This is a genomic window from Conexibacter sp. JCM 18997 (genome assembly GCF_055391915.1).
The window spans coordinates 2,248,032-2,261,180 of sequence record NZ_AP043885.1 but is presented as its reverse complement, the minus strand read 5'-3'; the positions used below and the strand labels follow the sequence as shown (position 1 = coordinate 2,261,180).

Sequence of the window (13,149 nt, the reverse complement as noted above, 5' to 3'; positions counted from 1 at the left end):
CTCACTTGTCCCCGAAGCGGAAGCGCACGAGCGCGCTGACCGCCCAGATCCCGTCGCGCCAGGTGATCTTCTTGCCCTCGTCGTAGGTGCGGCCGTAGTAGGAGATCGGCACCTCGTACAGGCGGACGCGGCGGCGCAGGACCTTCGCGGTGACCTCGGGTTCGAAGCGGAAGTCGTTGCTGACCAGGTCGATCGAGCGGATCAGGTCGCCGTTGAAGGCCTTGTAGCCGACCTCCATGTCGCTGATCGTCGTGTTGTAGAGGATGTTCGTCAGCAGCGACAGGAAGCGGTTGCCCAGGTAGTGCCAGAACAGGTGGGCGCGCTGGGGCTCGCCGCCGCGCAGGCGCGTGCCGAACACGACGTCGGCCACGCCGCTGAACAGCGGCTCCATCAGCTTGGGCAGGTCCGAGGGGTCGTACTCGAGGTCGGCGTCCTGGATGACCAGGAAGTCGCCGGTGGAGGCGTTGATGCCGGTGCGCACGGCCGCGCCCTTGCCCTGGTTGCGCTCGTGGCGCAGCAGGCGGGCGTCGTCGCGGGCCTCGACGATCGCGGCGGTCTGGTCGACCGAGCCGTCGTCGACGACGAGGATCTCGGTCGCGAAGGGCAGCTCGGCCAGGCGATCCAGGACGTTGGCGATGGTGGCCGCCTCGTCCTTGGCCGGGACGACGATGGTGACGATGGGGGATGGCTCAGGCAAAGGCGTGCGATCGTATCGGGCTGTGCTGATCCGTCTCGCCCTCGCTGCCGCCGCGCTCGTCATGGTCGTCCTGTTCGTCTCCAGCCGCCACGGCTATGACGAATGCCAGTCGGCCCGCCGCGTCGTGCTCGGCGCGGCCAACGGCTCGCTGCCCCCCGGCGAGCAGGCGCCGGCGATCCAGGACGTGCGCGACCACTGTCGCGGGGCCGACCAGCTGATCGCGGTGGCCGGGCTGCTCTACCAGCAGAAGGAGTCCAAGGCGGCGATGCAGCTGGCCCAGGAGGCCGTCGACGAGGAGCCGGAGAACGCCCTGGCCTGGCGGGCGCTGGCCGCCACCTCGGCGCAGATCGATCCCGCTATCGCGAAACGGGCTGCGCAACGTCAGCTGGAGCTGAGTCCGCTGGATCCGGCGCCGGCGGTCCCGGCGGCCGCGGGCGCCGCCGGTCCTTGAACCGCAGCGCCGGCTTCTCGACGAAGTAGTAGCTCAGCGCGGCGATCGGGATCGTGATGGCCAGCGTGGCCAGCAGCAGACCCGGGAAGCCGAGGCCCGGCACCCAGCCCTGCGCGCCGTGGTCGTTGAGGTCGAGCATGATGTTGCTGTGCCACAGGAAGATCCCGTAGGACACCAGCCCGAGCCAGCCGAGCACGGGCCAGGCCAGCAGCTTGCGGGGCCAGCCGCCGGCCCAGTCGCCGAAGACCGCCGGTAGGAGCAGCAGGAAGGCGACCGTCGCGTAGCCGAGGTGCTCGCCGAAGAAGTTCCACTGCGTGTAGGTCACGAAGAAGCCGCGCGACAGGTTCATGCCCAGCGCGACGAACACGAAGACGGCGGCCGCGGCCAGCCAGGGCAGCCACGGGCGGCGGATGATCGTGACCAGGACGGGAGAGCCCGCCTCGCGGCCGTGCCAGGCGACGCTGAGGACGGCCAGGATCATCCCGTAGGCGAACCAGTCGAAGTAGCTCAGCAGCGTGTTGTGGAGCACGCGCCACTCGCTGAACATCGGGGTGTAGCCCTGGATGTACCAGCGGAAGATCCACACGCACACGCACAGGCCGAGCAGCAGCCCGACCTCGCCCGTCACCGACGGCTTCAGCCGCGTGATCCCGGCGGCCAGGAAGGGCAGCAGCAGGTAGAACGACACCTCGATGCACAGCGTCCAGGCCGGCCCGATGCCCTGGACGATCGAGTCGCTCCAGTAGATCTGGGTGAACGTGTAGAAGCGCCACCAGTGGTCGGAGAACCCGAGCAGACCCGGGTAGATGGCCAGCAGCGTGAGCGCGACCCAGTACGCCGGCACGATGCGCAGCGCGCGGCGGCGCAGGAACACGCCGGTGCGGATCGGCGGGCGCCCCTCGCGGCGGGCGGCCACGTACGGCCGGTAGAGCAGGAAGCCCGACAGCAGGAAGAAGATCGTCACGCCCATGTTCAGCCGGGCGGGGAAGTGGCCGAGCCAGTTGTCGGTGTTGAAGTTCGACACCCCGGACGAGTGCGTCACCACGATCGACAGCGCCGCGATCGCCCGCATCGCGTCCAGCAGCGGGAACCGCGGGTTGCCCGGCGGCGGCTTGAGGGCGTCGTCGACGTCGGCGGCCATGCGGGGGTGGAGCCTAGAGCCCGAGGGGGCGAAAACCCGACGTGATCGACCTCGACCCCGCATGACGGGGTTCAAGTCGATCACCTCCCTTCCTCGGGACGGTCAGGTGGCGTGGATGGCGGCTCGGCAGCACGGCGTCACCGCCCACGGTCGCTGGACTGCGGCGATGCTGGCGGGCGGTCCCACCGCGGTCCTCTCGCACCGCTCCGCCGCGGCGCTCTGGGGCCTGGGGCGTGACGGCCCCGTCCCGACGATCACCGTCCCGGGCGCGCGGCGACGAGGAACGGCGGGCATCGAGGTGCACTCCGGCCGCCTGCGCCCAGACGAGGTCGTGATCTTCGACGGGATCCGCGTGACCAGCGTGGGGCGCGCCCTCCTTGACCTCGCCGAGATCCTGACGGTGGCCCAGCTGGTCACGGTGATCGACCGCGCCACGGGGGCTCGGCGGATCGGCCGCACCACGATGCCCTCGGTGCTCAGGGCAGCGGCGGGTCGTCGCGGGCTGCGGACCCTCAAGGCAGCGCTGCTCCTGACTCGCCCCCAAGACGTCCTCACCCGCTCCGAGCTCGAACGCCGCGCCCTGCGTCTGATCGAGCGGGCAAAGCTGCCGAAGCCCGAGGTCAACGTCCGCCTGCATGGCTACGAGGTCGACCTCCTGTGGCGCGCCGCCGGGCTCGTCGTCGAGCTCGACGGCCGCGAGCATCACGACACGGACACGGGACTGGAGCGCGACACGCGCCGCACCGGCGACCTGATGGCCCAGGGCTGGAACGTGCTGCGCTTCACCTGGCGACAGGTGGTCAACGACCCGGACTGGGTGATCCACGTCGTACGCTCCCGTGCCGCGTGACCCGCTTCGCCAAGCTCCTCGGCCTGATCGCCCTCGGCGCGCTCGCCATCCGGTGGGTGTACGCCTACGACATCCGCGACTTCATCGTGCAGGGCGACGCGATGACGTTCCATCTGGTCGGGCAGGGGCTGGCGGACGGGCAGGGCTTCGTCGAGCACGTCCCGCCCGGCGGGCCGACGGCCGAGCATCCGCCCGCGCTGTTCGTCCTGTGGGGGATCGTCGACAAGCTCGGCGCCAACGGCTACCTGGCCCACCGGATGATCCTCGGGGCGATCGGCACGGGCACGGTCGTGCTGCTCGGGCTGGTGGGCCGACGGATCGGCGGCGACCGCCTGGGCCTGGTCGCGGCGGCGCTGGCGGCGATCTACCCGATGCTGTGGACCGCCGAGGGCTCGCTGATGAGCGAGGGCCTGTACGGCTTCTTCCTGGTCTGCGCGCTGCTGCAGGCGCTGCGGGTACGCGAGCGCCCGACCTGGCCGCGCGCCGCCGCGCTCGGCGCCCTGATCGCGCTGGCCGCGCTGACCCGCGGCGAGGGGCTCGCGCTCGTCGTGCTGCTGGCCATCCCCGTGGCGATCGCCTCCCGGCCGACCTGGCGCTCCCGCGCGGCGCTGTGGGGCGCGACGCTGGCCGCGTTCGTGCTCGTGCTGGCGCCCTGGACGATCTTCAACCTGACCCGCTTCGACGACCCGGTGCTGATCTCGACGAACTCCAACGGCGTGTTCGTCGGGGCCAACTGCCAGGAGACCTACAACGGCGCGCTGATCGGCGCGTGGCGCTTCCAGTGCTACACGCCGCGCCGGCCGGGGGAGGACGAGGCGCAGTACTTCGCGCGCCAGCGCCACATCGGCATCGAGTACGCGCTGCACCACACGGATCGCTGGCCCGCCGTCGTGGCCGCCCGCCTGGGTCGGCTGCTGGACGTGTGGCGCTTCGATCAGTCGGTGTTCTTCAACAGCTCCGAGGGACGCCCGGCCGAGTGGGCCTCACGGGCCATCCGGGCCTACTGGATCGTCGGCGCGCTGGCCCTGATCGGCATCGTCCTGCTCTGGCGCCGGCGCAGCTTCGGGCTGGTCGTGCTCGGCGCGCCGATCGTGATGGTCCTGCTGGTGGGCATCTTCACCTACGGCGGGACGCGCTTCCGCTACGGCGCGGAGCCCGCGCTGGTGGTCCTGGCCGCGGTCACGCTGCTGGCGGCTGGGGAATGGGTGCTGACACGCGCTCGCACTGGGCGAGCAGCATCCCCGCCAGCGTCACCGCCACCAGCGTGAGCGCCGGCATCTCCCAGTCCCAGTCGACGCCGGCGTGCACGGCCCACACGACGAGCCCCGCGGCCGGACCCGCGGCCAGCGCCGGGTCGGCGCCCAGCACCTTGCGCGCGGCCAGCAGCACGCCGGCCAGCAGCGCGCAGAGCAGCACGAACCCGACCAGCCCGAGCTCGGCCAGCGTCTCGAAGTAGAGCGAGTGCGCGTCGCGCACCGACTCGCGGAACGGCCGCTCGCGCAGCCACTCGACCCGGAACGACGCGGCTCCCGCGCCCTGCAGCGGGTGGTCGGCCCAGGTGCGGAAGGCCACGCGCCAGTAGGCGTAGCGGTTGGAGCCCGTCGAGGTCAGGCGCTCGGCGCTGGCCCCGAACTGGGGGTTCTCCTCGCCGCGCTCGCTGACCACGGCCAGCGCGTAGGGCAGCAGCGCCACGGCGATCGCCACCAGGAAGCCCAGCGGCCGTACCCAGGACGGCCACCCGATCGTCCCGCCCCGCACGCGTTCCTCGCGCTCGGCCCGACACGCGTAGGCCTGGATCGCCGCCACCGCGATCATCGCCGCGACGAGCACCGACAGCATCAGCGCGCCCTGCGCCTCGCGGTGGCCCAGCGAGCCCTTCAGCGAGGCGACCCCGTCGAGCACCGACGCGACGATGCTGACCAGCCCGCCGCCACCGACCACGAAGACGATCGCCCGCAGCTGCCCGAACGTCGGGGCCAGCAGCACGAGCACGAGCAGCCCGCAGGCCACGGCCGAGAGCGCGCCGCGGGAGTAGGTCAGGTACAGCGCCAGGGCCATCGGGAGCGCCGCGGCCGCGGCGATCGCGCGCAGGCCGTCGGGGCGCAGGCGGTCGCCGGCGATGCGCGCGCAGAGCACGATCCCGATGGCGGCCAGCGCGCCCATCGCGTTCCAGTAGGTCAGCGGCTGGTCCAGGCGGCCGCCGGCGTAGAACGACGGCTTCAGGTCGATCAGGCCCGGCAGCGTGCGGCCGAGCACGCCGTAGCCGATCACCACCAGCACGCCGAGCGCCAGCGCGACCTCGACCGCCGAGGCCCACGAGCGCGGCCGCCAGGCCACCGCGCCGGCCACCAGCGCGCCCAGGTAGAGCGCGTCGCGCTGCACGTCGTCGCCCGCCGGACCGGCCAGCGGCGCCCACGACTTGGAGATCAGGGCCCACAGCGTGAAGGCGATCAGCCCGCCGATGGCCAGCCGCACGGCCAGCGTCCGCGGGAGCACGGCGCCGTCGGTGACCAGCGCCAGCACGAGCACCAGCGCCCACACGACGATGCCGGCGACCAGGCGGACGTCCTCGTAGTAGCCCGCCTTGAAGAACGCGAGCGCGGTCGGGCCGGCCAGCAGCGCGATGCGCGCGGCGGCCGCGACGACGGCGGTGGCCCGGGCTAGCGCCGGCGGACGCGGATCACGCAGTTCCACGTGGCGACCTCGCGCAGTCCGGGGATCGAGACGATGAAGCGCAGCTTGGGCCAGTAGCGCGGCTCGATGGAGTCGATCGTCAGGCCCGGGCGATCACGCACCAGCTGCAGCGTCGGCCCGATGTGCACGGCGAACAGGCCCTCGCCGTAGGTGTTCTTGCGGGGCGGCCCGTGGCGCTTCTCGTACAGCTTCGGTCCGCGCTCGGGACCGAGGAGGTGGTAGGGCGACATGTCGTGCCCGCCCCAGGGCGAGTACCAGTTCGTCCAGGAGATGTAGCCCCAGCCGCCGGGCTTCAGGACGCGCTCGATCTCCCGGATGATCCCCGCGGTGTCGGGCGCGTGCTCGAGCAGGTTGGAGGCGAACACCCCGTCGACCGAGCCGTCGGCGAAGGGCAGGTCCGCGGCGTCGGCCAGCACGTGGCCCTCGGGCGCCTGGCCATCGACGATCTGCAGCTCGTCCAGCGAGTTGTCGACCGGGATGCAGGTCGCGCCGGCCTTGCGGAAGGCCCGCGTGTAGATGCCCGGGCCGCTGCCCAGGTCGATCACCGTCTGGCCGGCCAGCGGGCCGTAGCGGCGGTCCAGGTCGGCCACCGCCTCGCGAGCCAGCACGGTGTAGAACGGCTCCGGATCGGTCTGCTCGTTCTTGAACAGCGTCCACAGCTGGCGGACCCGCGCGAGGCCATGCTCGACGGGCGGTTCCGGTCGCTGAGTGGGGGTGTCCACGGCGGGGCACAGTAGCCTGCCGCCGCCGTGGACGTGCGCCGTCGCGATCGCCTGCTCATCCCCGCGCTGGCCGCGGGTTGCTACCTGCTCGCCCTCTTGCAGCGGCCGGGTTGGGCGGTCTCCGACACGAAGATCGACCTGCACGTGGACCCGGCCGGCTTCCTGGCCGACGCCGCCGCGCCGTGGACGACGGACATCTCGCTCGGCCACGTGCAGAGCGGGCAGTACGGCGGCTACCTGTGGCCGATGGGGCCGTTCTTCGCGCTGCTGCGCGAGATCGGGCTGTCGGCCTGGGTCGTCGACCGCCTGTGGCTGGGCACGCTGCTGTTCCTGGCCGCGTGGGGCGTGGTCAAGCTGCTCGACGCGCTGCTGGGCCGCCGGCGCGGCGTCGCGCACGTGGTCGCGGCCTGCGCCTACACGCTGAACCCGTACGTCATCACCTACGCCGATCGCGTCTCGGTGACGTTGCTGGCCTACGCCGCGCTGCCCTGGCTGATGCTGATCGTGCACCGGGGCCTGCGGGAGCGCGGCTGGCTGTGGCCCGCGCTGTTCGCGCTGATCGTCACCTCCAGCGGCGGCGGCATCAACGCGGCCGTCACCGCGTGGGCGCTGGTGGCCCCCTTGGCGCTGCTGTTGTACGAGCCCGCGCTGCGCTTCGTCCCGTGGCGCGCCGCCTGGACGTTCGCGTGGCGCACGGCGCTGCTGGGCGCGATCACCTCGCTGTGGTGGGTCGTGCCGCTGGCCGTCCAGTCCAAGTGGGGCCTGCCGTTCCTGCCCTACACCGAGCAGCCGGGCACGATCTGGGGCTCGACCAGCGCCAGCGAGTCGCTGCGCCTGATGGGCTTCTGGCTGTCCTACGCAGGCGTCGGCTTCGGCAGCGAGCTGCACCCCTACACCGACAACGCGGGCACGTTCCTGTTCTGGGCGCCGGCGATGATCGGCTCGCTGCTGCTGCCCGCGCTGGCGCTGGGCGGCTTCGCCTGGACGCGCCGGTGGCGCTACGCCCCGTTCTTCCTCGGCCTCGTGCTGCTCGGGGTGCTGATCATGATGGCCGGGTTCCCCGAGGGGACGCCGCTGCGCAAGGGCGTCACCTTCGCCTACAACCACCTGGTCTCGCTGCAGACCCTGCGCACGACCTACAAGGCCGGGCCGCTGCCTGCGCTCGGGCTGGCCGTGCTGGGCGGCATGGCGGCCGGCGCGGCCTGGGGCTGGCTGGCCACGCGGCGGCCCAACCTGCGCCCGCTGGTGCTGGCCGGCGCCGCGGTGGTGATCGTGCTCAGCGCCTGGCCGTTCTTCCGCGGCGTCGGCGTCGACGACCAGCTGACCTGGAAGCGGATCCCGTCGGCCTGGACCGACGTGGCCGCCGACCTGGACCGCACGCTGGGCGACGACCACCGCGCGATGGTGCTCCCCGGCCAGCTGTTCAGCTACTACACCTGGGGCGGCACGGTCGACCCGATCCTGCCGACGCTGTCCGACAAGCCCGTGGCCGTGCGTCAGGTGGTGCCGTTCGCCGACCTGCGCTCGGTCGACCTGCAGTGGTCGACCGACGCGCTGATCAGCCAGCAGCGGGTGATCGGCGGCCAGCTCGCGCGCCTGCTGGACCTGCAGTCGGTGGGCAGCGTGGTCACGGCGACCGACGACGACCGCGACCGCTCCGGCGCGCTCGATCCCAACGCGGCGGCGCGCCAGCTGCGCCTGGCCGGGCTGGGCCGGCCCGATCAGACCTACGGCCCGCGGACGCTGCGCCGCGCCCAGAACGGCGACCTCGCGCCCGCGCTGGCGCTGCCCCAGGTGCGGCGCACGGACCTCGACACGCGCCCGATGGTCCGCCTCGCCCCGCGCGACCGGGCCGCGATCGTCGACGGCGCCGCAGGCGGCATCCTCGACTGGGCCGCGTTCGGGCCACTGCCCCAGGACGAGGCGCTGCGCTATGCCGCCGACCTGACGCCTCAGGAGATCCGCGACTTCGCCGCCGCCGGGGGGCCGGTGGTGATCAGCGACTCCAACCGCCGCCGCGTCTTCGTGCCCTCGCAGCTGCGCGCCAACCTCGGCGCGACGCTGAGCCCCGACGACCCGATCTCCGAGGACGGCCACCAGCTGAACCCCTGGCCGCTGCGCTCGACCGACGTCCAGACCGTGGCCCAGCTGGGCGGCGTGCGCTTCCTGCGCGCCCCGTTCTCGCCCCAGGTGCCGCAGTTCCCCGAGCACCGGCCGTTCGCGGCGATGGACGGCGACCCCGACACGGCCTGGCTGGCCGACCGCACGCTGACCGCCGACCGCTGGTACCTGGACGTCGGCCTCCAGCGGCGGATGGACATCCCGTACCTGGACCTGACCCCGTACGGCGACGAGCGCGGGTTCGTCAAGGAGGTCGCGGTCAACGGGAGGCGCTTCAAGGTCCACGAGGGCGTCAACCGCCTCCCGGTGGACCTGCACGACGTCGACGAGGTGCGCGTCGACATGGTCGACGTGACCGACCCGCCGCCCGGTCAGGACGGCGGTGCCGGCGGCATCCGCGAGCTGTCGATCCCCGGCGTGCGGGTGACCGAGGCGCTGCGCCCGCCCACGGTGGTCGAGAGCGCCCTGCGCGGCGCCGATCTGGATCGCACGCCGCTGACCTACCTGTTCGAGCGCACCCGCGGCAGCGACGCCTACCACCAGGACACGATCCACGGGCCCTGGCAGGCGGGCTACGCCGGCGACGAGGGCGACGCCGAGACCGGCCTGGAGCGGATCCTCGACCCGCCGGTCGCGCGCTCCTGGCAGGTGCGGGCGTGGACGAGCGTCGCGCCCGATGCGCCCGACCACGAGCTCGACGCGCTCGTCGGCGGCGAGATCCTCGGTCGCTTCGACTCGTCCTCGCGCTACGAGGGCCGGCCCGGCCGCCGCGCGTCCAGCGCGTTCGACGCCAGCGGGGCGACCGCCTGGATCGGCGGCTGGGGCGCCAGCGCCGGACCGACCGCGTGGGTCTCCTGGACGACGCCCGAGCCGACCACCGTGCGCACGTTCGACGTCGTCGCCCCGGTGCAGGTGGTGCGCCACCCGACCCGCGTGCGCCTCGTTGTCGACGGCACCGCCGGCCCGGCGCTCCCGGTGGGCAGCGACGGGACGGTCGTGCTCCCGCAGGCCGTGCAGGGCACCCGGTTCCGCCTGGACGTGCTCAGCGCGGCCTTCCCGCGGGCCGCCAGCACCACCGCTCAGGGTCGCGACGCGGTCGGCATCGCCGAGATCACCGGCCCGGGGATCCCGACCGCCGCGCCGCGCCGCACCGGCGCCTTCGACGGCGGCTGCACGCTGCCCGTCAGCGCCGGCGACGCCGAGACCCAGCTGCGCACGACCGGCACCGTGCGCGCCTTCGACGCCGGGCGCCCGCTGCGCGCTCGGGCCTGCTCGGAGCTGGACCTGCGCGCCGGCCAGCAGCGCCTGTCGGTGCCCGGTAGCGGCCCGCTGCGCGCCGACCTGCTGCAGCTGGACGGCGCGCCCGCGCAGGCCCCGCCGCCGGTCGCCTCGGCGGGCACCGTCACCTCGACCGGCACGCCCGGGCGCGGCACCCGCACCGACATCCGCCTCGACGTGACCAGGCCCGGCTGGGTGATCCTGGGGGAGAGCTTCACGACCGGCTGGCGCGCGACGTGCGACGGCGCGTCCCTCGGTGAGCCGGTCCCGATGGACGGCTTCGCGGTGGCCTTCCCGGTCCAGCCCGGCTGCCAGGTGGTGGACATCACGTTCGCGGGCAACAAGCCGGTGCTGTGGTCGGCGCTGATCTCGGGGGTCGCCGCGCTGGCGCTGCTCGCCTTCGCCGTGGTGGCGCTGGTCCGACGCAGGGCGCCGGAGGACGAGCCCTCGCCGCTGCTGCCCGAGCCGCCGACCGCGCGCGTGGCGTTGCGGTGGGCGCTGGCCTGGGGCGTGGCCGCCGCGCTGGCCGGGGGCTTCGTGTTCGCCCTGCGCGCCGGGGTGGTGATCGGCCCGCTGGTCGCCTTCGTCCTGTGGCGGGGGATCGACGCCAAGCGCCTGGCCCTGGCCGCCGGCGGCCTGCTGGCCATCGTCGTCCCGATCCTCTACCTGGCCGTGCCGATCCGGGATCGCGGCGGCTACTCGACCAGCGCGCCGATGGACCGCATCGCCGCGCACTGGGTCGCGGTCGCGGCGATCGTGCTGCTGCTGCTGGCGCTCTACCGGGCGGTGGCGGGCGTGAAGGCCGAGCGGGCCCGCAGGCCGAGCACGAGCACGCCGCCCGCGGCCAGCACCTGAAGCCCGAGCACGATCGCGGCGTACTGGACGACGTCGTAGCTGGACATGCTCAGCACGATCGGCTCCAGCACCGCGACGACGCCGAGCACCCACAGGAAGCTCGTGCGGCCCAGCGCCAGCATGTACTGGACGGTCAGGTAGGCCACCGCGAGCAGCGTCATGGCCAGGCCGAGCACGGGGAGCGCGTCGGCGGCCTGCGTCAGATCGGGGCCGAAGGCGATGCGCATCAGCTGCTCGGGGAACAACGCGAAGATGGCCAGCGCGGGCGTCGCGATCACCGCCAGCACGGCGAAGGACTGCTTCAGGACCGGCAGGGGATCGAGCCCCGCCGCCGCTCGACGGGTGGCCTCCGGCAGCAGGTGCAGGGCGATGCCGATCGCCACCCAGACCACCGCCTTGGCGGCCACCGCGGCCGCGGCGTAGGAGCCGGCGGTGTCGCCGCCGATCTGATGCTTGACGACGATCACGTCGACGTTCTGCAGCAGCGCCAGCAGGGCCAGGCCGCCGATCGGCGCCCACGCGCCGGCCAGCAGCGAGCGCAGCGTGCGCGCCGTCTTGGCCCCGTTGGCCCCGCCCAGGCGGTGATGGATCTCGTAGAACAGCCAGATCGCGGTCAGCGCGAAGGCCAGCGGCGTGCCCAGGAACGCGCCGGTCACCTCGGCGCCCGCGGCCACGAGCACCAGGCCGCAGACCAGGCGGCCCATCGCCTCGAGCACGAGCGACAGGCCGACGGGCCGGTAGGCGTGCATGCCCTGCAGCGCACCGCGCTGAAGCGAGAGCAGCAGCCACAGCACGCCGGTGGGCAGGATCGCCGCGGCGGCCAGCGGGTGCTCGGGGACGCCGACCAGGTGGGCCAGCGGGTCCTGCAGCGCGAGGCTCAGCCCGACGACCACGACCAGCGCGTAGAGCAGCTGCCGCGTCCAGCCGTTGAGCGTCGCGGCCAGCTTGGCGCCGTCGCCCAGATGGTGCAGGGCGGTCTCGCGGGCGGCGGCCACCTGGATCGCCTGACCGCCGACCATGAGGATCAGGAAGGTCGAGACGAGCGCGGCCAGCGAGCCGTACCCGTCGGCGCCGAGCAGGCGGGTGAAGACGATCGTGAAGACGAGCTGGATGCCGTTGGACAGCAGCGTGGCCGCGGCCAGGCCGCCGGCCTTGAAGCCCTCCGAGCGACGCACCGCGCTGCGCAGCGACAGGCGCTGCGTCTGCGACACCTTCTCCAGCACGTCGAGGTTGGCCTGGGCGGTGTTCTCCCAGGTGAAGCCGCGGGCGCGGGCCTCGGCGGCGGCGCCGAGCTCGTCACGGCGGGCCGGGTCCTCGACCACCGCGCGCACCTTCTCGACGAGCTCCGCGGGCGTGTCGGCCAGCACGCCGGTCTCGCCGTCGACCACCGACTCGCCCAGGCCGCCGACGCGCATCGCCGCCGAGGGCGTGCCGCAGGCGGCCGCCTCCATCACGGTCAGGCACCAGCCCTCGGCCGAGGACGCGGTCAGGTTCAGCCAGGCGCGCCCGTACAGGTCGGCCTTCTCCTCCTCGGGCACGAAGCCCAGCAGCGAGACGCGGTCGTGGAGGCCGCGGCGGTCGATCTCGGCCTCGATGTTCGGCCGCCAGTCGCCGCTGCCGGCGATCTCCAGGCGGGCCCCGGGGACGCCCTCGAGCACGTCGAGCGTCGTCTCGACGCGCTTGTACTGCTTCAGGCGGCCGAGGTACAGCAGCGTCGGCGTCTCCGAGCGCTGGCCCTCGTGGAACTGGGACGGCTCGACGCCCAGGTACGCGACGTGGATCAGCTCGGGATCGATCTTCAGCTGCTCGATCAGGTCGGTCCGCGCGGCCTGGGAGATGGTCAGGATCTCGGTGCCGCGATACAGGAAGCGCAGCGGGATGTACTCGAGCAGGATCGCCGCCAGCCGGCCGCGACGACCGAGCTCGGCCACGTAGTGCTCCTGGTGCACGTGATGGACGAGCGCCACCCGGGGAATCCGCAGGAACCACCACAGCGGCGTCAGGAAGGCGATGCCGTTGATGACCTCGAGCACGACGTCGGCGTCGGCGCCCACGCCCTTGCGCACGGCGCGGGCGGCCCGCGGGAACACGGTCAGGCGCGAGCCCATCCGGTGGATGGTCAGGTTGGGCCCGAGCTCCTCGACCTTCGCGGCGCCGTCGTAGCTGCCGGCGATCACCGTGACCGTGTGTCCCCAGGCGATCCAGCGCGCGACCTGGCCGTAGAGGTTGGTGCCGGTCCCGCCGCCCTGGGGATGCGTCCAGTCGCGGTCGGTGAGCAGCAGGATGTGGAGCTTGCGGGTCGAACTCAAGGCGGGGCGAGGGTATCGCCGCGCTCCCACG

The 13,149-nt window shown here is 73.3% G+C and carries 9 protein-coding genes; 4 read left to right on the top strand and 5 right to left on the bottom strand.

The window, feature by feature from the left end; all coding sequences use genetic code 11:
* Position 1: 1 nt before the first annotated feature.
* Positions 2 to 697 (bottom strand): glycosyltransferase family 2 protein, encoded by a 696-nt coding sequence (locus ACZ5UI_RS11560; protein WP_464197333.1) that lies wholly within the window; start codon positions 695 to 697, stop codon positions 2 to 4.
* 22 nt (positions 698 to 719) lie between these two features.
* Between ACZ5UI_RS11560 and ACZ5UI_RS11555 the strand changes: the two genes are divergently transcribed.
* Positions 720 to 1,148: a hypothetical protein gene (locus ACZ5UI_RS11555; protein WP_464197332.1), complete on the top strand. Its 429-nt coding sequence runs from the start codon at positions 720 to 722 to the stop codon at positions 1,146 to 1,148.
* Here the strand turns inward: ACZ5UI_RS11555 and ACZ5UI_RS11550 are convergent.
* Positions 1,054 to 2,289: an acyltransferase family protein gene (locus ACZ5UI_RS11550; RefSeq protein WP_464197331.1), complete on the bottom strand. Its 1,236-nt coding sequence runs from the start codon at positions 2,287 to 2,289 to the stop codon at positions 1,054 to 1,056. The two genes, ACZ5UI_RS11555 and ACZ5UI_RS11550, sit on opposite strands and share 95 nt — an antisense overlap.
* 115 nt (positions 2,290 to 2,404) lie before the next feature.
* Here ACZ5UI_RS11550 and ACZ5UI_RS11545 point away from each other — a divergent pair, with 115 nt between their 5' ends.
* Together ACZ5UI_RS11545 and ACZ5UI_RS11540 are read left to right on the top strand one after the other, a co-directional pair.
* Positions 2,405 to 3,139, top strand: coding sequence for a DUF559 domain-containing protein (locus tag ACZ5UI_RS11545; protein ID WP_464197330.1), 735 nt, complete (start codon positions 2,405 to 2,407; stop codon positions 3,137 to 3,139).
* Positions 3,136 to 4,407, top strand: a complete 1,272-nt coding sequence (locus tag ACZ5UI_RS11540; RefSeq protein ID WP_464197329.1) for a glycosyltransferase family 39 protein — start codon at positions 3,136 to 3,138, stop codon at positions 4,405 to 4,407. Before ACZ5UI_RS11545 ends, ACZ5UI_RS11540 begins: the two co-directional genes overlap by 4 nt.
* On the opposite strand, the gene ACZ5UI_RS11535 is transcribed toward ACZ5UI_RS11540, so the two are convergent.
* Positions 4,319 to 5,833, bottom strand: coding sequence for an O-antigen ligase family protein (locus ACZ5UI_RS11535; RefSeq protein ID WP_464197328.1), 1,515 nt, complete (start codon positions 5,831 to 5,833; stop codon positions 4,319 to 4,321). The genes ACZ5UI_RS11540 and ACZ5UI_RS11535 overlap by 89 nt on opposite strands.
* Positions 5,800 to 6,555, bottom strand: coding sequence for a class I SAM-dependent methyltransferase (locus tag ACZ5UI_RS11530; protein ID WP_464197327.1), 756 nt, complete (start codon positions 6,553 to 6,555; stop codon positions 5,800 to 5,802). Before ACZ5UI_RS11530 ends, ACZ5UI_RS11535 begins: the two co-directional genes overlap by 34 nt.
* 27 nt (positions 6,556 to 6,582) lie before the next feature.
* On the opposite strand from ACZ5UI_RS11530, the gene ACZ5UI_RS11525 reads away from it, so the two are divergent.
* Positions 6,583 to 10,809 carry an alpha-(1->3)-arabinofuranosyltransferase domain-containing protein gene (locus ACZ5UI_RS11525; protein WP_464197326.1) on the top strand — a complete coding sequence of 1,409 codons (4,227 nt, stop codon included), beginning with the start codon at positions 6,583 to 6,585 and terminating at the stop codon, positions 10,807 to 10,809.
* Here the strand turns inward: ACZ5UI_RS11525 and ACZ5UI_RS11520 are convergent.
* A complete protein-coding gene (locus tag ACZ5UI_RS11520) occupies positions 10,731 to 13,118 on the bottom strand; it encodes a glycosyltransferase (protein WP_464197325.1) in 2,388 nt (795 codons plus the stop codon). The genes ACZ5UI_RS11525 and ACZ5UI_RS11520 overlap by 79 nt on opposite strands.
* Positions 13,119 to 13,149 lie beyond the last annotated feature (31 nt).